General features: G+C 69.1%; 20 protein-coding genes. 14 read left to right on the top strand and 6 right to left on the bottom strand.

Translation table 11 applies throughout. The features are described from left to right. Nucleotides 1–4: 4 nt before the first annotated feature. The gene (locus tag ABQJ56_RS12960; RefSeq protein WP_367845427.1) at nucleotides 5–196 is read left to right on the top strand and encodes a hypothetical protein; all 192 of its coding nucleotides are present in this window, start codon (nucleotides 5–7) and stop codon (nucleotides 194–196) included. A gap of 164 nt (nucleotides 197–360) precedes the next feature. Here the strand turns inward: ABQJ56_RS12960 and yjjJ are convergent, their stop codons facing one another. The 4 genes from yjjJ to ABQJ56_RS12980 all read right to left on the bottom strand — a co-directional run bounded on the left by yjjJ (nucleotide 361) and on the right by ABQJ56_RS12980 (nucleotide 6015). Further along, nucleotides 361–1746 (bottom strand): type II toxin-antitoxin system HipA family toxin YjjJ, encoded by a 1386-nt coding sequence (gene yjjJ, locus ABQJ56_RS12965; protein ID WP_367845428.1) that lies wholly within the window; start codon nucleotides 1744–1746, stop codon nucleotides 361–363. Nucleotides 1747–1885: 139 nt separating this feature from the next. Then, on the bottom strand, nucleotides 1886–3937 hold the full coding sequence (locus ABQJ56_RS12970; protein ID WP_367845430.1) for a S9 family peptidase: 2052 nt from the start codon (nucleotides 3935–3937) through the stop codon (nucleotides 1886–1888). A gap of 70 nt (nucleotides 3938–4007) precedes the next feature. Further along, nucleotides 4008–4913 carry a patatin-like phospholipase family protein gene (locus tag ABQJ56_RS12975; RefSeq protein WP_367845431.1) on the bottom strand — a complete coding sequence of 302 codons (906 nt, stop codon included), beginning with the start codon at nucleotides 4911–4913 and terminating at the stop codon, nucleotides 4008–4010. 79 nt (nucleotides 4914–4992) lie between these two features. Next, the gene (locus ABQJ56_RS12980) at nucleotides 4993–6015 is read right to left on the bottom strand and encodes a class 1 fructose-bisphosphatase (RefSeq protein WP_367845432.1); all 1023 of its coding nucleotides are present in this window, start codon (nucleotides 6013–6015) and stop codon (nucleotides 4993–4995) included. A 126-nt stretch (nucleotides 6016–6141) separates the two neighbouring features. On the opposite strand from ABQJ56_RS12980, the gene ABQJ56_RS12985 reads away from it, so the two are divergent. From ABQJ56_RS12985 to ABQJ56_RS13030, 10 genes are all read left to right on the top strand, one after another. Further along, complete coding sequence (locus ABQJ56_RS12985) at nucleotides 6142–6753, top strand: DJ-1/PfpI family protein (protein ID WP_367845433.1); 612 nt, start codon at nucleotides 6142–6144, stop codon at nucleotides 6751–6753. Nucleotides 6754–6865: 112 nt separating this feature from the next. Next, the gene (locus ABQJ56_RS12990; protein ID WP_367845434.1) at nucleotides 6866–7060 is read left to right on the top strand and encodes a hypothetical protein; all 195 of its coding nucleotides are present in this window, start codon (nucleotides 6866–6868) and stop codon (nucleotides 7058–7060) included. Beyond that, nucleotides 7057–7461 (top strand): GFA family protein, encoded by a 405-nt coding sequence (locus ABQJ56_RS12995; RefSeq protein WP_367845435.1) that lies wholly within the window; start codon nucleotides 7057–7059, stop codon nucleotides 7459–7461. Before ABQJ56_RS12990 ends, ABQJ56_RS12995 begins: the two co-directional genes overlap by 4 nt. A 10-nt stretch (nucleotides 7462–7471) precedes the next feature. Beyond that, nucleotides 7472–7996: a cupin domain-containing protein gene (locus ABQJ56_RS13000; protein WP_367845436.1), complete on the top strand. Its 525-nt coding sequence runs from the start codon at nucleotides 7472–7474 to the stop codon at nucleotides 7994–7996. A gap of 42 nt (nucleotides 7997–8038) precedes the next feature. Continuing rightward, nucleotides 8039–8743, top strand: a complete 705-nt coding sequence (locus ABQJ56_RS13005) for a helix-turn-helix transcriptional regulator (protein WP_367845437.1) — start codon at nucleotides 8039–8041, stop codon at nucleotides 8741–8743. A 58-nt stretch (nucleotides 8744–8801) separates the two neighbouring features. After that, nucleotides 8802–9416: a ParB-like protein gene (locus tag ABQJ56_RS13010; RefSeq protein WP_367845438.1), complete on the top strand. Its 615-nt coding sequence runs from the start codon at nucleotides 8802–8804 to the stop codon at nucleotides 9414–9416. Beyond that, complete coding sequence (locus ABQJ56_RS13015) at nucleotides 9413–11068, top strand: SulP family inorganic anion transporter (RefSeq protein ID WP_367845439.1); 1656 nt, start codon at nucleotides 9413–9415, stop codon at nucleotides 11066–11068. Before ABQJ56_RS13010 ends, ABQJ56_RS13015 begins: the two co-directional genes overlap by 4 nt. Before the next feature lie 23 nt (nucleotides 11069–11091). Further along, nucleotides 11092–12855, top strand: coding sequence for a DUF885 domain-containing protein (locus tag ABQJ56_RS13020; protein WP_367845499.1), 1764 nt, complete (start codon nucleotides 11092–11094; stop codon nucleotides 12853–12855). 77 nt (nucleotides 12856–12932) lie between these two features. After that, a complete protein-coding gene (locus ABQJ56_RS13025) occupies nucleotides 12933–13346 on the top strand; it encodes an MbcA/ParS/Xre antitoxin family protein (RefSeq protein WP_367845440.1) in 414 nt (137 codons plus the stop codon). A gap of 89 nt (nucleotides 13347–13435) precedes the next feature. After that, nucleotides 13436–14128: an RES family NAD+ phosphorylase gene (locus ABQJ56_RS13030; protein WP_367845441.1), complete on the top strand. Its 693-nt coding sequence runs from the start codon at nucleotides 13436–13438 to the stop codon at nucleotides 14126–14128. Between the two features lie 271 nt (nucleotides 14129–14399). Here the strand turns inward: ABQJ56_RS13030 and phhA are convergent, their stop codons facing one another. Continuing rightward, nucleotides 14400–15293, bottom strand: coding sequence for a phenylalanine 4-monooxygenase (gene phhA, locus ABQJ56_RS13035; RefSeq protein ID WP_367845442.1), 894 nt, complete (start codon nucleotides 15291–15293; stop codon nucleotides 14400–14402). A gap of 155 nt (nucleotides 15294–15448) precedes the next feature. Between phhA and ABQJ56_RS13040 the strand changes: the two genes are divergently transcribed. Genes ABQJ56_RS13040 through ABQJ56_RS13050 form a run of 3 tightly spaced genes read left to right on the top strand, consistent with a single transcriptional unit; the run spans nucleotide 15449 to nucleotide 17787 of the window. Continuing rightward, nucleotides 15449–15961, top strand: coding sequence for an Lrp/AsnC family transcriptional regulator (locus ABQJ56_RS13040; protein WP_367845443.1), 513 nt, complete (start codon nucleotides 15449–15451; stop codon nucleotides 15959–15961). 12 nt (nucleotides 15962–15973) lie between these two features. Then, complete coding sequence (locus ABQJ56_RS13045) at nucleotides 15974–16774, top strand: lysophospholipid acyltransferase family protein (RefSeq protein ID WP_367845444.1); 801 nt, start codon at nucleotides 15974–15976, stop codon at nucleotides 16772–16774. Continuing rightward, nucleotides 16771–17787: a YheT family hydrolase gene (locus ABQJ56_RS13050; RefSeq protein ID WP_367845445.1), complete on the top strand. Its 1017-nt coding sequence runs from the start codon at nucleotides 16771–16773 to the stop codon at nucleotides 17785–17787. The genes ABQJ56_RS13045 and ABQJ56_RS13050 overlap by 4 nt, the downstream gene beginning before the upstream one ends. Nucleotides 17788–17796: 9 nt before the next feature. Here the strand turns inward: ABQJ56_RS13050 and ABQJ56_RS13055 are convergent, their stop codons facing one another. Further along, nucleotides 17797–18027: a DUF3820 family protein gene (locus ABQJ56_RS13055; protein WP_367845446.1), complete on the bottom strand. Its 231-nt coding sequence runs from the start codon at nucleotides 18025–18027 to the stop codon at nucleotides 17797–17799. Between the last annotated feature and the right edge of the window lie 191 nt (nucleotides 18028–18218).

Consider the following 18218-nt stretch of genomic DNA (forward strand, 5'->3'; position numbering starts at 1 on the left):
CCGCGTGTGTGCGTATTCGATTCTCACGACCGCCGAGGCTGCCGAGTTCGGCGCGGCCGAATCCTGTGTGGATGCGCAAATGACCTCGGAAGTCGATCTTGGCGCATGGCCTGTTGCCAGGGAGACGATCGGCCGGTTCCTCGATGCAGCCGTGGCCAAGCGGAAGATGCGGGAGAGTGCGCGGAAGAAGGGATGAACCGCTGCCGCGATCAAGGGCTCACGCGATTTCCTGTCATGGGTGGTACTTGCGCTGGGCCAGCGCCAGCATCGCTTTGTCCTCGTGCGTGTCGCCGCATGGCGCATGAAATCACCGATGGTTTCGCGCGCGGCGGGGGGCCGTCGAAGCCGAACAGGCCGGGTTCACGCGGCGCCCGTGTCGAAACGCTGGCGGAGCCGGCCGAGCACGCCGTGGTTGGTATCGGCGAGGCGGCGGAATGCGTCGCTGATGTCGGGGTGTTGCGCCACGCGTTGCCAGTAGAGCTCGGCCCAGGCCGCAGCCTGGCGCCAGTACGGCAACGCGGCGGGCGTGGGCGGTGGCGGCTCGAACACGCGTTCCACCACGGCGCCGTTGGCGGCGGGTCGGTAGAGCATGGGCAGCATGTCGTAACTGGGTGCGAGCACCAGCGGCAGCGCGTCGCGGAGGAAGAAGCCGAGGTTGCCGAAGTGCATGTCGGTGTTGCCGATCAGGCGACCGAACCACCAGCGCAGGCGCACCTGTTCCCATGCCGCATCGGTTATCCAGCCGGTTTGCCGCATGCGTTGCGCCGCACCGGCCCAGTCGTCGCGCTCGCCGTCGTGGGCGTCGCTCCAGGCGGCCAGGGTGACGAAGCCGCATCGGCCGTGCGCGCCGATGCGGTCGAAGCGACTGGTTTCCAGGCACAGGCGGCCTTGCGACCACAGCAGTTCGGTGTGCGCGCTGGCGTGGCCATGTTCGGTCAGCAAGGCGCTGGCCAGATGTTCGCAGGCCAGCAGGTCGGCCCAGCGGCGTGCGCCGGCGTGGCCGTCCACCGGCTCGCTGAACTTCACGATGACGTGGCGCATGCTGTCGTCGGCGTCGCGCACGCAGGTGGTGAACTTCGGCTGCTCGCCGGCAGCCGAGGAGCCGGCCAGCTCGCCGGCCAGCGCGGCTTGCGCCAACGCCGCATAGCGTTGCGCGCGCGCACCGGCGGGGATCGCTTCCGCATCCGCGCGCAGGGCGTGTTCCAACGCCGTGTCGCCCAGCACGAAGTCGCCCGGACCATCATCGCCCTGCAGCAGCAGGGCGGCGAGCACGGCGTCCGTGTTCCAGCGCGGGATGTCGGAAGGCAGGCCCAGTTCGCGCGCCCAACGCTGGCCGAACTGGCGGCCGAGGAAACCCTGCGGACGCTGGTCGTCGAGAAACCAGGGCAGGCCGGGGAACAGGCCGTCGGCGAATTCGTCCCGCAGCCAGTCGGGCGCCGCTGCCGCGGCGATCAGACAGCCATCGCCGTGCAGGGCAGTCAGTTGGCCGAAATCGTGCGGGCGGCCGTGTTCGTCGATGCGGTACAGCGGCCAGTGCGTACCCAGCCCGCGCACCTCGCGTACGGCGGCGTAGCGGCTGCGCCGCGCCTGGCCGATGCGCACCACCCGTGCACCGGCCGCGGCCAGCGCACGGGAAATGCTGGGCTGGCTGGCGCCCAGCGCCTCGCCCAGCTCACGCGCGCTGGCCACCTTGCGCAGGCGCAAGGCGTCAAGCAGGCGCTCGATCGGGGTGGCTTGGCTGGCCATGCATGAATAGATACTTGAATAGATACATCAAGTCAAATATCAAGAAAGTCAATGACTTGTATGCAAAGTATCATTCACGGTGAATAGATTGTCCGGGCGTGGCCGGCCTCCCGCGCAGGGAAGGCCGGCCAAGGCGTCCTCACTTCGACGCCGGCAGGTATTTCGCGAACCACGCCAGCGAGCGCTGCTGCACGTCGCGGGTGTGTTCCGGGTTTTCGAAGTGGTGGCCTTCGTCCTGATAGACCACGAGTTGCGTCGGCACGCCCAGGGTCTTCAGCGCGTGCCAGAACTCGAAGGACTGCGGTGCCGGGCATTCCTCGTCGCGGTCGCCCACGATGATCAGGGTCGGCGTCTTCGCCTGCTTGATGAAGCTGAGCGCGGAACTCTTCGCGTACGCCGCCGGGTCGTCGTACAGGCTGGCGCCGAAGTAGGGGATCATCCACTGGTCGATCTGGTTTTCGCCGTAGTAGCTCTGCCAGTCGGAGATGCCGGCGCCGGCGACCACGGCGCGGAAGCGCTGGGTCTGGGTGGGCGCGAACATGCTCATGAAGCCGCCGTAGCTCCAGCCGGTGAGGCCGAGGCGGTGGTCGTCCACCGGCGCCATCTTCTCCACCGCGTCGATGCCGGCGAGCACGTCACGCAGGTCGCCGTAGCCGAAGTCCTTGCGGTTGGCCTGCACGAAGGCTTCGCCCTGGCCGAAGCTGCCGCGCGGGTTGGGCATGAACTGGAAATAGCCTTCGGCGGCATACATCGCGCCCATGCCGGGCCAGCGCGAGGTGACGGCCGCGGCCGGGCCGCCGTGCACGCTGACGATCATCGGATAGGTCTTGTGCGGGTCGTAGTGGGCCGGGTAGAGCAGCCAGCCCTGCACGTCGCGGCCCTCGTTCTTCCACTCCACCGAGACCGCCTTGCCCCACTCCGGCTTCAGCGCGGCGTTGAGCGCGGTGACCGCGGGCGGCGGCGTGCTGCCCAGCACGCCGGCATGCACTTCGGGGGCCTGCTCGAACGAGCTCTGCTGGAAGGCCACGCGCCTGTGGTCGGCGGACAGCGACACCGCGAGCGCCGCGCCGCCGGAGCCGATCGACGCGGACACGGTGAAGTACGGCGCCTGCGCCGTGGCCTTGTCGCCCTGGATGTCGTACCGGGCCAGCTGCTCCTTGCCCTTGGCGTTCTGGCTCACCGTCAGCGCGTTGTTGCCGGCCCAGGCGAACCATTCCGGCGTCACCTTGGTGCCGGGCGTGAGATTGGCCGGTGCGCCGCCGGCGGGCGACACGCTGTAGATGTCGCCGCCGGTGGAGCCCTGGTCGCTCATCAGTCCGCCGATGAAGGCGATGCGCGAACCGTCCGGCGACCAGCGCGGCAGCGCGATCTGCAGGCCGTGCAGCGAGCCGGCGACGGTGGACGGATCGACGACCACGCGCGGCGCGGCGCCTTCCTTCGCCTCCTGCACGTAAAGCTTGGCCACCCACCAGTTGTTGTCGCCCGGCGCCGGCGCGGCGGTGTAGGCGATGCGCGAACCGTCCGCCGACCAGCCGAATTCGTAGGCGTAGATCGAGGCCGGCGTGAGCGTGTGCACCGCGCCGCTGGCCACGTCGAGGCTGGCCACGCGCTGGATTTCCTCCGGCTCCTCGCCGATCACGCCCACCTGCGCCTTGCCCGCCGCGGTGGCGGCGGCGTGGCGGGTGGCGCCGGGCACGTAGAGGAAGCCCAGCGACTGGCCGTTGGCCGTCCATGCCAGCGCCCGCGCGTAACCCGCGAGTTGCGCCACTTCGCGCGGCGCGGCCTTGCCGGCGACGTCGGCGAGATAGACGTCCGTGTGCATCGCTTGCGTGTTGGTGAGGTCGTGGCTGCAGTCGGCGATGAAGGCGAGCCGGTGCGAATCCGGCGACCAGGCGAGATCGCTCTTGCTGCAGTCGGCGAGCTTCGCGCCCACGTCCAGCGCCTGCGCGTGGCTGCCGTCGGCACCGGCCAGCTCGATCACGGACCGTTTGCCATCCTGCTGCATCCAGGCCAGGCGCGTGCCGTCGGGCGACAGCGCCACGTTGCCGATGCGCTTGACCCGCGCGAGCTTGGGCAGTGGCGTCGCGGCATGCGAGGCGGGCCGGGCGGGTGGCGTGTCCGGCGCCGCCTGCACGAGCAGGGGCGTGGCGAGCAGGGCCAGCGAGACGATCAGGTGCGAGGATTTCGACATGGTGCGAACCCGTGTGCGGGGGAAACCGTCACGCTACAACCGCAGCGCGGGGTGCGCCATGTGCGGATCGTCAGGGTTTCGCGGCGATTTGCACGGCCGCGCGGGCGGCGAGCTTGGCGCGGATTTCCGGGATCGCCGCCAGCGCGGCCTTCTCGCCGGCGAGGATAGCCAGGTCCTTCTGCTCGAAGTCGGTGGGTCCGATGCCGCTGAGGTCGGGCCGGATCACCACGTCGGCGCGCGCGATTTCCTGCGCCGCCAGCTGCCGGCCCATGATGGTGATCGACTGGCCCACGATGTTCAGCATGCCCTGCGGGTTGCCGCCGTCAGGCTTGGCGGAGATGTCCACCGCGATCACGAAATCCGCGCCGAGCTGGCGTGCGGCGTCCACCGGGATCGGGCTGACCACGCCGCCGTCGACGTAATGCCTGCCGCGGATTTCCACCGGCTCGAACACGCCGGGGACGCTGCTGGAGGCGCGCACCGCCTCGCCGGTGTTGCCGCGCACGAACACCGTGCGGCGGCCGGTTTCCAGTTCGGTGGCCACCGCGGCGAACGGCAGCTTCAGGCGCTCGATGGGCTGCTGATTCACCAGCTGGTTCACGTAGTCCTGCAGCGCCTTGCCCTGCACCAGGCCACCGGAGAACAGCCGCACGTCGCGGATCTTCGCCTCGTCCAGGCCGAATGCGACCCGCTGCATCTGGAACGCGTCCATGCCGCTGGCATACAGCGCGCCGACCACGCTGCCGGCGCTGGTGCCGGCCACCACGTCGGGATGGATGCCGCTGGCCTCCAGCATCTTGATCACGCCGATGTGCGCGAAGCCCTTCGCCGCTCCCCCGCCCAGCGCGAGGCCGATCCTCGGCTTCGGCGGCGGCGGGGGTGGTGCCGGCGGCGGCGGAACGGGCCTGGCCGCGTGGGTGCAGGCGCCGAGCACGAGCGTGGCGAGCAGGGGCAGAAGCAGGCGGTGGAAGCGCATGAGGGAGGACAGAGAAGGGAAGGAAGGGCGCGCAGCCCGCTTGTCTCCTCCCCGGTATCGCAGGGGAGGAGGAAGCGCGTCAGCCTTGCGCGCCGTCCGCTTCGCGGTGGTAATGCGTGGCCAGCTCGATTTCCTGCCTGGAGCCGAGGAACACCGGCACGCGCTGGTGCAACGCCGTTGGCTGCAGGTCGAGAATGCGCTCGCGCCCCGTGCTGGCCGCGCCGCCCGCCTGCTCCACGATGAAGGCCATCGGGTTGGCCTCGTACATCAGGCGCAGCTTGCCGCTGCCGCCCTTGGCGATGATCCTGGCGTCCAGCGGGTAATAGAACACGCCGCCACGGGTGAGGATGCGGTGCACGTCGGCCACCATCGAGGCCACCCAGCGCATGTTGAAGTCCTTGCCGCGCGGGCCGTCCGTGCCGGCCAGCAGCTCGCCGATGTAGCGCTGCATCGGCGCTTCCCAGTGGCGCTGGTTCGACATGTTGATGGCGAACTCGGCGGTGGCTTCCGGGATGCGGATGTCGCGCCGGCTCAGCACGAAGCTGCCCACCTCGCGGTCCAGCGTGAACTCGTGCGTGCCGTGGCCGAAGGTCAGCACCAGCACGGTGGCCGGGCCGTACACCACGTAGCCGGCGGCGAGCTGGGTGGTGCCCGGCTGCAGGAAATGCTCGGCCTTCGGCTCGACCACGTCGTCCGGGCAGCGCAGCACCGAGAAGATCGTGCCCACCGACACGTTCACGTCGATGTTCGAGCTGCCGTCCAGCGGATCGAACAGCAGCAGGTGCTGGCCCTTGGGGTACATGTCCGGGATCGGCTGCGGGTCTTCCATTTCCTCCGAGGCGCAGGCGGCCAGGTGGCCGCCCCAGGCGTTCGCCTCCAGCAGGATCTCGTTGGAGATCACGTCCAGCTTCTTCTGCGCCTCGCCCTGCACGTTGTCGGTGCCGGCGTTGCCCAGCACGCCGCCCAGCGCGCCCTTGTTCACCGCCACCGCGATGCGCTTGCAGGCGCGCGCCACCACCTCGATCAGCAGGGACAGCTCGGCGTTGATGTGGCCGGCGCGGCGTTCCTCGATCAGGAACTGGATCAGCGAAACGGGCTTCATGGCGGGTCCGTGGCGGGAAATGGCCGCCATTGTCCCGGCTCCACCTGAACTGCGCCAGCCCGACTGCTGACATCACGATGGCAGCAGGGGGTGCGCATGCTGCACCTCCAACAAGGGAGGAACGACATGCGCGACACGGTTTATTTCCTCGTCTTCGACGGCTACGCCGACTGGCAGGCCGCACTGGCCTTGTGCGAGATCCGCCGTCCCGGCGACTGGCGGGTGCAGGCGGTGGGCTTCTCGATGGCGCCGGTGCTGTCGATGGGCGGCCTCACGGTGCAGCCCGAGCTGAGCCTGGCCCAGCTCGACCTGGCCCGCGCGGCGCTGCTGATCCTGCCCGGCGGCCACCTGTGGGCGCGCGGCGAAGGCCTGGCCGCGGTGGCCGCCGCACGCCGCGTGCATGCCGCCGGCGCGCCGGTGGCCGGCATCGACGGCGGCGTGCTGGCGCTGGCCCGTGCCGGCCTGCTCGACCACTGCCGGCACACCGGCAACCACGCCGGCCACATCGACACGCACGTGCCCGACTACCGCGGCGCCGAGCAGTACGACGGCTCGGTGCTCGCGGTCAGCGACGGTGGCACGCTCACCGCCAGCCAGTTCGGCAGCGTGGAGTTCGCGCGCGAGGTGATCCGCACGCTGGACCTCTACAACGCCAGCGACCGCGAGCACTGGTTCCGTCTGTACAAGCATGCCCTGCCGCCGCCGTGGCTGGCGGGCGCCACCGCGGCGGCGGCATGAATGCACCCGTCCGCGAGCACGGCCTCGATCGGGTGTTCATGCGGGGAAGCAGCCCATCCCGCGAGTCCAACCGCGGCCACCCATGGCCGCACGTTCAAATAGGGCCCACGCCATGACAAAGAAATCCGCCATCGACAGGGTGCTGAAGGCCTACCGTCCACTCTACCTGCAGGGCCTGTTGCTCGACGGGCAATACCGCTTGCCGTCGCCCACCGCACGCAGGCGCGCCGCCAGGCGCCAGCGCATGCTGCTGGCGGCATTGACTGGCCTGCGCCACATCGTCTCGCCGACGAGGGACAAACCATGAAGAAGACCTACCACGGCAGCTGCCACTGCGGCACGGTGCGTTACGAGGCCGACCTCGACCTTGCCGCCGGCACCGGCCGCTGCAACTGCTCGATCTGCACCAAGACGCACTGGTGGGGCATTACCATCAAGCCGCAGGACTTCCGCCTGCTCGGCGGCGAGGATGCGCTGTCCGACTACCAGTTCGGCACGCTGAGCGCGCACCACCTGTTCTGCCGCCATTGCGGCGTGCGCGCGTTCGGGCGCGGCTACGTGGAGCAGATCGGCGGCGACTACGTCTCGGTCAACCTGGCCTGCCTCGACGATGTCGAACCGCAGGAATTGATCGACGCACCGCTGCGCTGGTGCGACGGCCGCGCCGACAACTGGATGAATCCGCCGGCCGAGACGCGGCATCTCTGAGGGCAAGACCGTGAGCAAGCCCATCCTCAACATCGACGAACTCGAACCGGTCTCGTTGGAGACCTTGAGCAAGCAGCAGGGTGGCCATCCGCCGCCGCCCCGTTTTGGTGGCGGCATGGCGCGGATCGCATCGCAACTTGGGGCACAGAAGCTCGGCTACAGCCTCATTGTGGTGCCACCAGGCAAGCGTGCCTTCCCATTCCACTCGCATCGCGTCAACGAGGAGATGTTCTTCGTGATCGAGGGCTCGGGCGAAGTGCGCATCGGCGCCGAAGCCTGGCCGATCCGTACGGGCGACGTGATCTGCTGCCCGCCCGGCGGCCCGGAAACCGCGCACCAGATCGTCAACACCGGCGGCACCACGCTGCGCTATCTCGCGGTGTCGAGCAAGGAGACGCCGGAGGTTTGCGAGTATCCCGACTCGGGCAAGTTCGCCGTCATGCATGTCGCCGGCATGGACGCAAACGGTCGGCCGCAGGGCTTCCGTCACGTCGGCAGGCCGGACGATGCATGCGACTACTGGGACGGCGAATAGCCGGCACTGGCGATCGATGCGCAGGCAAGCCACCATGTTCGGATGCGTCGCGCCGATCGCCTGTTCCTCATCATCCATGCCCTGCGCGGACGGCGTACCGCGTTGCCCGCGCGCAACCTTGCCGAGACGCTGGGCGTATCGCTGCGCACCATCTACCGCGACGTGGCCGACCTGCAGCTTTCCGGCGTGCCGATCGAGGGCGAGGCGGGCGTGGGCTACGTGTTGCGCAAGGGCGCGGACATTCCGCCGCTGATGTTCACCGCCGACGAGCTCGAGTCGCTGGTGGTGGGCACGCGCTTCGTGCGCGCGTTCGCGGGCGAGAAGCTGGCCACCGGCGCACAGGCGGCGTTGCTGAAGATCGAGGCGGTGCTGCCGCCCGAGCTGCGCGAGCGCGCCGCGCGCACGCGCATCTATGCGCCGATGTGGCGCAACGAGCGGACCATCGAATTCGCCGCCCGCATCGACCGCCTGCACGGAGCGATCAGCGGCAACCGCGTGTTGCGGCTGGATTACCGCGACGAGGCGGGACGGGCCAGCGCGCGCGAGGTCGAGCCGCTGTGCCTGGCGTTCTGGGGCGGCAAATGGACGCTGGGTGCGTGGTGCCGTCTGCGCGAGGGCTTTCGCAATTTCCGCCCGGACCGCATCGACACCCTGGACGAGACCGGCGAGGTGTTCGCCACCGTCGCCGGCCGCGACCTGGATGCCTACCTGCAGGCGGTGCGCGGCGACTACGGCGGGCTGGAATAACCGCCGGCGCGCAGTTCGGCTACCCTGCGCGGACCGCGGTCAGCACAGGAGTCGTGTCATGTCCTCAGGCGTGCGTCATCCCCTGCTTTCGATCTCTCCGGCCAGGCTGCGTCCGACCCAGATGACCGTGGGCAGGGCCGAGGTGGCGGACAAGCGCGCCGAGTGGGAAAAGCTCGGCAGGAAGAAGCGCAAGGAGCTGCTGGCCCAGCACTGGTTCCCCGGCGTGCTGGGTCCGGAGAGCCAGGTTTTCATCGTCGATCACCATCACCTCGGGCTGGCCCTGTTCGAGGAGAAGGTCAAGCAGGTGCCGGTGATGATCCAGCGCGACTTCTCCTGGCTGGAGCCGCCGGTGTTCTGGCGCACGATGGAGTTCAACCGCTGGGCGCACCCCTACGACGCGCGCGGCGAGCGGCAGGCCTACGAGGCGATGCCCGACCGCCTCGACGCACTGGCGGACGACCCCTACCGCACGTTGGCGGCGCGCGTGCGCATGGCCGGCGGCTATTCCAAGGACGCCACACCGTACGCGGAATTCCTGTGGGCCGACTACTACCGGCGCCACCTGAAGCTGAAGGGCAACCGCGTCAGCGACAAGCAGTTGCAGAACGCCCTGCTGCTGGCGCATTCGCACGACACGGCCTACCTGCCGGGCTGGAGCGGCGCCGTGCAGTGAACGTCGTGCCCGCCGTGTCGTCGGCGCGCATGGCCGACGTGCTGGCCGGCCTGGCGATCGCCGGCCTGCTGGTGCCCGAGGCGGTGGCGTATTCGGGCATTGCGGGGCTGCCACCGCAGGCCGGCGTGATCGCGCTGTTCGTGGGGCTGGTCTGCTACGGCCTGCTGGGCCGCAGCCGCTACGCGGTCGTCTCCGCCACCTCGTCGTCGGCCGCGGTGCTGGCGGCCGGCACGCTGGCGCTGGCCGGCAACGACGCCGCCGCGAGGGTGGCGATCGCCGCCACCCTGGTGCTGCTGGGTGGCGGCTGTTTCCTGATCGCGGGCTTCGCCCGCCTCGGCGGCCTGTCGCACCTGATCGCGCGGCCGGTGCTGCGCGGCTACACCTTCGGCCTGGCGATCGTGATCGCGCTGAAGCAGCTGCCGCACCTCGGCGGCTGGGCCGAGCTGCACGGCGACTTCGTGCCGCTGCTGGTGCTGGACCTGGTGCGCAGCAGTCGCCAGGTGCAGCCGATCACGCTCGCCACCGGCGTGCTCGCGTTGCTGCTGCTGTTTGCCTGCGAGCGGGTGCGCCGCCTGCCCGGCAGCCTGCTGGTGATCGCGCTGGGCGTGCTCGCTTCGGGCTGGCTGGAAGGACACGGCGTGGCGCTGACCGGCGCGATCGACCTGCACCCGGACTGGGCGATGCCGGCCTGGCCGACCCGCGCGCAATGGCTGCCCAGCGTGGAGCTGGGCGCCGCGCTGCTGCTGATCCTGTACGCGGAGTCGTACAGCTCGATCCGCGGCTTCGCGCTGAAGCACGGCGATCCGGTGCAGCCGAACCGCGACCTGCTGGTGCTGGGCCTGGCGAACGTGCTGTGCGGCCTGCTGCACGGCATGCCGGTCGGCGCCGGCTATTCCGGCACCTCGGCCAACGAGGCGGCCGGTGCCCGCTCGCGCCTGGCCGGCCTGGTCGCAGGCGCCAGCGTGCTGCTGATGGTCGCGCTGCTGCTGCGCTGGATCGAGCGCATTCCGCTGGCGGTGCTGGCGGCGATCGTGATCCACGCGGTGAGCAGGTCGTGGCGGCTGTCAGTGTTCCGCCCCTACCTGCAGTGGAAGCGCGATCGCCTGCTGGCGCTGGCCTCGGTACTGGCCGTGCTGTCGCTGGGCATCCTCGACGGCCTGTTGGTGGCGATCGCCTTCAGCCTGGTCCTGCTGCTGCGCCAGCTCGCCACACCACGCCTGAGCGCGCTCGGCCGGTTCGATGGCGGCCACGATTACGTGGATATCGCGCGGCACCCGGGTGCCGTGCAACTGCCGGGGTTGCTGATCCTGCGGCCGGAGGAGCCGCTGTTCTTCGCCAATGCCGAATCGATGCTGGCGCTGGCGCGGCAGCAGGTGGAGCAGCACGCGGGCCTGAAGCAGGTGATCCTCAGCCTGGAGGAATCGCCCGACCTCGACAGCACCGCGCTGGAGGCGCTTGCCGATTTCGCCGGCTGGCTGCAGGCGCGTGGTGCCGGCCTGCGCGTGGCGCGCCTGAAGGACGATACGCGCGCGCTGCTGCTGCGCGCGGCCCTGCCCCAACTTCCGCCACAGGCATTGAACAGCTGGAGCGTGGAAGATGCCGTGTCGGCGTCCGCCGCGGCGCCATCATCGACGGGGAGTCGCGCGCAGTGAAAACCGCTACATGCTTCGGCTGCATGGCCCTGGTCTTCGCCCTGGCCGTGCCGGCATGGGCACAGCAGGACGCCGACGCGCGCTTCCAGCAGATCTACCAGCAGGAATGGGCCTGGCGCACCGGGCAGGCCGGCATCAGTGCCTCGGGCGAGTCGCAGCCGAACAATGGCCGCCTCGACGACGTGGACGCCGCCAGCCAGCAGCGGCGCCTGGACTACTGGCGCAAGGTGATGACGCAGCTCGACGCGATCGACGTGCAGCAGCTCACGCCGGAGGACCGGGTGAACTACGCGGTGTACCGCGAGCAGATCCGCAACTTCATCGCGGACCAGCAGTTCAAGCAGTGGCAGATGCCGTTCAACAGCGACTCGGCGTTCTGGAGCGACCTCGGCGACGAGCTGGGCGGCGGCCACCTGCGCAGCGCGGACGACTACCGCCGCTACCTTGATCGCCTCGGCCAGATCCCGCACTACTTCGAGCAGCAGATCGACAACATGCGGCTGGGCCTCAAGCGCGGCTTCAGCGTACCGCGTGCGGTGCTCAAGGGCCGCGACCAGTCGATCGCCGCGGTGGCGGATCTCCGCGATCCCACCGCAGCGAGCTTCTACGCGCCGTTCAAGCAGATGCCGGACACGATTCCGGCCGACCAGGCGCAGGCGCTGCGCGGCGAGGCGGTGCAGCGTATCCGCGACGACGTGATTCCCGCCTACGCGAAGCTCTTGAAGTTCTTCGACGCCGAATACGTGCCGCAGGCGCGCAGCACGCTGGCCGCGGAGGCGCTCCCCGACGGCAAGGCCTACTACCGCCAGCAGATCCGCGAATACACCACGCTGGATCTCACGCCCGACCAGATCCACCAGATCGGCCTGCAGCAGGTGGCGAAGATCCACGCCGAGATGCTGGACGTGATGAAGCAGACCGGCTTCAAGGGCAGCTTCGCCGACTTCCTGCACTACCTGCGCACCGACCCGCGGTTCTACGCGAAGACACCGCAGGAGCTGCTGGACAAGACCGCCTGGGTCGCCAAGGAAGTGGACGGCAAGATGTCCAGGTTCTTCGGCCACCTGCCGCGCGAGCGCTTCGCCATCGTGCCGGTGCCGGCCGACATCGCGCCGTACTACACCTCCGGCCGCGGCGGCGCGGACGCGTACCTGGTCAACACCTACGACCTGAAGTCGCGCGCGCTGTACAACATGCCGGCGCTGACCCTGCACGAGAGCTATCCCGGCCACTCGCTGCAGCTGGAACTGGCCGAGGAGGACCACGGCCAGCCGGCGTTCCGACGCAACGGCTACATCTCCGCCTATGGCGAAGGCTGGGGCCTGTACTCCGAATACCTCGGCAACGAGATGGGCATCTACCAGACGCCCTGGCAGCAGTTCGGCTACCTCACCTACCAGATGTGGCGCGCCTGCCGGCTCGTGGTCGACACCGGCATCCACCACCTGGGCTGGACGCGCCAGCAGGCGATCGACTACCTCACCGACAACACCGCGCTGAGCCCGCTGGAAATCGCCAACGAGGTGGACCGCTACATCAGCTGGCCGGGCCAGGCCGACAGCTACGAGCTGGGTTACCTCAAGATCCTCGAACTGCGCGCCAAGGCGGAGAAGGCGCTGGGCGACAAGTTCGACCTCCGCGCCTTCCACGACACCGTGCTCTCCACCGGCTCGGTGCCGCTGCCGGTGCTGGAGGCGCGCATCGACCGCTTCATCGCCGAGGGCGGGCCGGAGCCGGATTTCGGCTGCGATTGCGCGAAAGCGAAGGGCGGCGCGGGCGGTTCCTGAAGCCGGCGCGCCCGGCATTGGACGGTAATGCCGTTTTGCAGTAAATTCGGCTTGTGCTTCATATGGAGAGTCTCGTCATGAGTGCACAAGCGAATCGTGTTGCCGATGCCGTGCCGGACTACCTGTCCAACGACCGGACATTGGCGGCGCCCGCGTTGCGCAGCTTCTTCCGCCTCGCCGGGCACTGGGATCTGCGCGTCGCCGAACAGCGCAGGCTGCTCGGCGACCCGCCCGAGTCCACGTTCTACAAGTGGAAGCGCGAGCAGGCCGGTGGCCTGGGTCGCGACACGCTGGAACGCATCAGCTACCTGCTCGGCATCTGGAAGGCCTTGCAGATCCTCTTCCCCGATCCGGCACAGGCCGATGCGTGGCTGCGCAAGCCGAACACGGCGCCGCTGTTCGGCGGGCACTCGGCGCTGGAGCGCATGCTGTCGGGCAACGTGGCCGACCTGTTCGTGGTGCGCCAGTACCTGGACGCGCAGCGCGGCTGAGGCGGCGCCGTGGCGCCGGTCGCGTTCCGCGAGACCGCTCGTCGCCAGGCTCGTTCTCCCGACCTGCAGGAACGACACGGACAACCGCGATGCCCGCCGATCTGCCACCCGTCCGCCGCATCCGCTGGAGCCAGGCCTACCGCATCGTGCCCAGCCGCTTTCCGCCGGTGGACGTGTACGACCGCATCGCCGACCCGGCGGATCTCGATGCGGTGTTCGCGATCGAGGCGCTGACCAACCCGCGCCTGCGCGAGGAAGCCGGTGCGCTGAAGCTGGTGCCGAAGGAGCACCGCATCAGCGGCCCGGGCAGCACGCCGGTGATGGCCGCGTTCACGCACTTGAACCCGGAAGGCAGCCGCTTCTCCGACGGAACCTGGGGCGTGTTCTACGCCGCGCACAGCGTGGCCACGGCGGTGGAGGAAACCGTCTACCACCGCGAGCGCTTCCTCGCCGCCACCCGCGAACCGGCCTGCGACGTCCAGATGCGCTGCTACCGCACCCGCGTCGACAGCCGCCTGCACGACATCCGCGGCGGCTGGAAACGGGAACACGATCCGGATGGCTACGCGGCCAGCGTCAAACTGGCCCGCCTGCTGCGCGAAGCCGGCTCCAACGGCATCGTCTACGACAGCGTGCGGCATCGGGGCGGCGAGTGCCTGGCCGCGTTCCATCCCGACGTCGTCGCGCCCTGCGTGCAGGCGCAGCACCTGGTCTATCGCTGGGATGGCAAGCGCATCGCCAAGGTGCTGGAGGTGAGCGAGATGAAGCGCTCCAAATCGTAGGGCGGCCCGGATCGAATCAGCCCGTGCGGCGCCGCTTGCCATATCGGCGAGATTGCCCGGGAGCGTCGTGAGCGTCCTGCTCGCTGTTGCCGGCCCCGGTCTCGTGCGTGGCGTACGCCGGCGAAGCCCTTCATTCCACGCGCCATGCGATCCATGCGGGCGACAACGACTTCCACTACGGTCACGCGTCGAATTCGCGACCTTCCGAGACAGGGATGGCGGGCGCCATCAAGCGCCAACGCCAGTCACGGACCGGCGATTTGTTCGGCAATCAGGTATCCGCACCCGTTGCAAACCCTTCCCGCGTTCCGCGATTGAACAGGCGGTCCCCATCCAGCACGTCGGCCGCCGCATGCGCCGGCTCCGCCTTGAGCTTCGCGTAGATCGGCGTGAAGTCGGGGCGGGTGGCCTCGAACAACTGCTCGAAGCTGTCGATCACGAAGTAGGTCTGCTGGTAGGTGTCGATGCGGTAGCGCGTGCTCATCACGCGTTCCAGGCCGAAGCCGATGCGGTTCGGCGCGGGCGAGTCGAGGCAGTAGATGGATTCGCCCTTGGAGCTGACGATGCCGGCGCCGTAGATGCGCATGCCTTCGTCGGTGTGGATCAGGCCGAACTCCACCGTGTACCAGTACAGGCGCGTGAGGTTCATCAGCGCCTCGGGGCCGATACGGAACGCCTTCATGCCGCCGCGGCCGTAGGCCTGCATGTAGTCGGCGAACACCGGGTTGAGCAGCAGCGGCACGTGGCCGAACAGGTCGTGGAACAGGTCGGGCTCGCTGAGGTAGTCGAGCTGGTCCGGTTTCCTGATCCACCAGCTCACCGGGAAGCGGCGGTTGGCGAGGTGGTCGAAGAACACCTCGTCCGGCAGCAGGCCTTCCACCGCCACCAGTTCCCAGCCGGTGGCCGCGGCCAGCACCTTGTTGAGTTCGGAAAATTTCGGGATGCCGCCGTCGCCCAGGCCGAAACGCTCCACGCCGGCGAGGAACTCCTTGCAGGCGCGCCCGGGCAGCAGTTCGCGCTGGCGCTGGTACAAGGTGTCCCACACCTCGTGCTCGGTGCGCGTGTAGTTGTCCCAGGGCTGCTCCACCACGCCGGTCGCGTAGACCGGGATGTAGCCGCGGTCGGTCTGCTGGTGCTCGATCTTGCGGGGCGTGCTGTGGTCCATGGCGGGCTCCGGGGCTGGACTGGGTTCCGGCAGCGCCGGAACGACCAACCAGAGCATACGGCGAATGCGCCGCACGAAACTTGCAAAATTGCGTGTGCATGCTGTTATGGCGCAATATCCGTGCATCAATGAATGCTTTTGTCGGGGTATCGTGCATGGTTGCGCTGGACCGCATCGACCTGCGCCTGCTCGCCGTGCTGCAGACGGAGGGCCGCATCACCAATGCCGAGCTGGCCGAACGGGTGAACCTGTCGCCTTCGGCCTGCCTGCGCCGGTTGCAGCGGCTGGAGGCGGACAAGGTGGTCACCGGTTACGCGGCCCAGATCGACCCGCTGGCGGTGGGCCTGGGACTGCAGGCCTTCGTGCGCGTGCAGCTGGTGAAGCACGAGGCCGACGTGATCGAGCGCTTCGTCGAGCGCGTCAGCGGCTGGGACGAGGTGGTGGCCTGCCATGCGCTCACCGGCGACATGGACTACCTGCTGCATGTCTACGTGGCCGACCTGGCGGATTTCTCGCGCTTCCTGCTCGACCATCTGCTCAATGCCGCCGGCGTGGCCGACGTCAATTCCAGCTTCGTGCTGCGCACGGTGAAGCGCTCGCCCTCGCTGCCGCTGTCGCGTGCGGAAAACCCCTCGCCACCGCATAACGTTGCGGGCAACAAACGCTAGACTAAGCGGCTGATGGATACCGCCACGACTTCCCCGCCGATCCGCGACCACCTGCGCCCGCTGCGCTACCTGTGGCGCGTGCCGCTGCTGCTGCTGCACACCGTGCTGGCGATCCTGCTGGCCGCGTTCGTGATGAGCTGGAACCGCCAGCGCGTGATGCGGAATGGCCGGGAGCCGTTCGCGCACAGGCTGATCCGCTGGTGGTCGACGATGCTGATGCGCATCTTCGGCCTGCGTGCGGTGCGCGTGGGCGAGCCGCTGGCCGACCCGGTGCTGTTCGTGGCCAACCACACGTCGTGGATCGACATCGTGCTGCTGCATTCGCAGCGGGCGGCCTGTTTCGTGGCCAAGGCGGAGATCGCCAACTGGCCGCTGGTGGGCTGGCTGGCCGCCAGCGGCGGCACCATCTTCCATCGCCGCGGCAGCAACCATTCGCTGGCGGCGGTGATGCAGGTGATGGTGGAACGGTTGCGCGCGGGACGCTCGGTGGCGGTGTTCCCCGAGGGTGGCACCGGCCACGACGGCGTGCTCAAGGTTTTCCATGCGCGCATCTTCCAGGCCGCGCTGGACGCCGAGGTCGTGGTGCAGCCGGTGGCGCTGCGCTTTGCCCGCAATGGCCATCGCCTGGTTGATGCCGGCTTCCGCGAGCACGAGAGCTTCATGGCCAACTTCCTGCGCCTGCTCGGCGGCCCGGCCATGGATGCCGAGGTGCACTTCCTGCAGCCGGTACCGGCCAGTCCGGACGCCCGCCGCCGCATGGCCGAGCTGTCGCGCGAGCGCATCGCCGCGGCGCTGGAAGACCGCCCCGCATGAGCCTGCCGTGCGGAAAGGATTTCCGTCCGCCCTGGCCGCTCACCAGCGGACATATCCAGACCATGCTTTCCTCCAGCGGCGTGCGCCGCCTGCTGCTGCCGCGCACCGCGCGTGCGGTACAGGAAGGCGCCGAGCCGGTGATGGTGGACGGCGGCGGCGGCGTGCGCCTCACCGGCGCGTTCACCGCGCAGAAGGTCCGCCCGCAGCCGCGCGGCCTCGCCGTGCTGTTCCACGGCTGGGAGGGCAGCGTCGACTCCACCTACGTGCTGCAGACCGGCAGCCGCCTGCTCGCCGACGGCTGGGACGTCTTCCGCCTCAACTTCCGCGACCACGGCGACAGCCACGACCTGAACGAGGCGCTGTTCCACTCCTGCCGGCTCGACGAGGTGGTGCATGCGCTGGGCGAGATCGCCGCGCGCTGGCCGGCGCGGCCGCTGGCGCTGGCCGGCTTCTCGCTGGGCGGCAACTTCGCGCTGCGCGTCGCGCTGCACACCTCGCGCGTCGGCATCCCGCTCAGCTATGCGCTGGCGGTGTGCCCGATCATCGACCCCACCGAAGGCCTGTTCTCGCTGGAGGAATCGGCGCCCTGGTTCTACCAGGCCTACTTCATGCACAAGTGGCGGCACTCGCTGCTGGCCAAGCAGAAGGCGTTTCCGCAGCACCGCTATTTCGAGATGTCGGAGCTGAAGCAGGATTTGCGCGGCCTCACCGAATCGCTGGTGCGCCGCCACACCGATTTCAACTCGCTGCAGCAGTACCTGGACGGCTATTCGGTGGCCGGCGACGCGCTGCGGGCGATGCAGATTCCCGCCACCATCCTCACCGCGCGCGACGACCCGGTGATCCCGGTGGGTGCGTTCGAGCAGCTGCGGCTGCCGCCGAACGTGGAACTGGACATCGCCGAATATGGCGGCCACTGCGGCTTCATCCGCGGCCGCGACATGACCAGCTTCACCGACGACTACATCGCGGCGCGCTTCAATGCGGTGGCGGACGGGACGCAGGGCAGGTAGCGCCGGAATTCAGCGTTCGCGCAACGGATCGAGCAGGCGCTTCAGTCCGTTGTGGTCGATCTCCAGCATCAGCGCGAGCAGGCGGCCGAGTTCGCCAGGCGGGAAACCCTTGCGCGCGAACCAGGCGAGATAGGCACCGGGCAGGTCGGCAACCAGGTGGCCCTGGTACTTGCCGAACGGCATGCGCACGGTGACCAGGCGCCTGAGATCCTCGGCTCTCGGCAAGACCGGTTCGTTCATGGTGGCGCATGTTGACAGAGGCGCCCGTGGGATGGGCATAGGCTGGACGGTCTCGCCGGTACGGAGCCGTGCCAGGTGAAGGCCTGCACGCTCACCGGCACGAAGCACGACGGCCACGACAACGGCCGCGACATGCCGGGCAATGACATTCCCGGCGCCGCGCCGCACCGGCGAGCGCGTCGGCTTCCCGT

It is taken from the genome of Rhodanobacter geophilus (assembly GCF_040812275.1).
Taxonomy (GTDB): domain Bacteria; phylum Pseudomonadota; class Gammaproteobacteria; order Xanthomonadales; family Rhodanobacteraceae; genus Rhodanobacter_A; species Rhodanobacter_A geophilus.

Excerpts from the sequence above, each read along its gene's own strand:
- ABQJ56_RS13030 (WP_367845441.1), top strand. The coding sequence starts at position 13,436 with ATGCCCGCCGATCTGCCACCCGTCCGCCGCATCCGCTGGAGCCAGGCC.
- ABQJ56_RS12980 (WP_367845432.1), bottom strand. The coding sequence starts at position 6,015 with ATGAAGCCCGTTTCGCTGATCCAGTTCCTGATCGAGGAACGCCGCGCC.
- ABQJ56_RS13025 (WP_367845440.1), top strand. The coding sequence starts at position 12,933 with ATGAGTGCACAAGCGAATCGTGTTGCCGATGCCGTGCCGGACTACCTG.
- ABQJ56_RS13010 (WP_367845438.1), top strand. The coding sequence starts at position 8,802 with ATGTCCTCAGGCGTGCGTCATCCCCTGCTTTCGATCTCTCCGGCCAGG.
- ABQJ56_RS13050 (WP_367845445.1), top strand. The coding sequence starts at position 16,771 with ATGAGCCTGCCGTGCGGAAAGGATTTCCGTCCGCCCTGGCCGCTCACC.
- ABQJ56_RS12995 (WP_367845435.1), top strand. The coding sequence starts at position 7,057 with ATGAAGAAGACCTACCACGGCAGCTGCCACTGCGGCACGGTGCGTTAC.
- ABQJ56_RS13020 (WP_367845499.1), top strand. The coding sequence starts at position 11,092 with ATGGCCCTGGTCTTCGCCCTGGCCGTGCCGGCATGGGCACAGCAGGAC.
- ABQJ56_RS12970 (WP_367845430.1), bottom strand. The coding sequence starts at position 3,937 with ATGTCGAAATCCTCGCACCTGATCGTCTCGCTGGCCCTGCTCGCCACG.
- ABQJ56_RS12975 (WP_367845431.1), bottom strand. The coding sequence starts at position 4,913 with ATGCGCTTCCACCGCCTGCTTCTGCCCCTGCTCGCCACGCTCGTGCTC.
- phhA (WP_367845442.1), bottom strand. The coding sequence starts at position 15,293 with ATGGACCACAGCACGCCCCGCAAGATCGAGCACCAGCAGACCGACCGC.
- ABQJ56_RS12985 (WP_367845433.1), top strand. The coding sequence starts at position 6,142 with ATGCGCGACACGGTTTATTTCCTCGTCTTCGACGGCTACGCCGACTGG.
- ABQJ56_RS13005 (WP_367845437.1), top strand. The coding sequence starts at position 8,039 with ATGCGTCGCGCCGATCGCCTGTTCCTCATCATCCATGCCCTGCGCGGA.
- ABQJ56_RS12990 (WP_367845434.1), top strand. The coding sequence starts at position 6,866 with ATGACAAAGAAATCCGCCATCGACAGGGTGCTGAAGGCCTACCGTCCA.
- ABQJ56_RS13045 (WP_367845444.1), top strand. The coding sequence starts at position 15,974 with ATGGATACCGCCACGACTTCCCCGCCGATCCGCGACCACCTGCGCCCG.
- ABQJ56_RS13055 (WP_367845446.1), bottom strand. The coding sequence starts at position 18,027 with ATGAACGAACCGGTCTTGCCGAGAGCCGAGGATCTCAGGCGCCTGGTC.
- yjjJ (WP_367845428.1), bottom strand. The coding sequence starts at position 1,746 with ATGGCCAGCCAAGCCACCCCGATCGAGCGCCTGCTTGACGCCTTGCGC.
- ABQJ56_RS13040 (WP_367845443.1), top strand. The coding sequence starts at position 15,449 with ATGGTTGCGCTGGACCGCATCGACCTGCGCCTGCTCGCCGTGCTGCAG.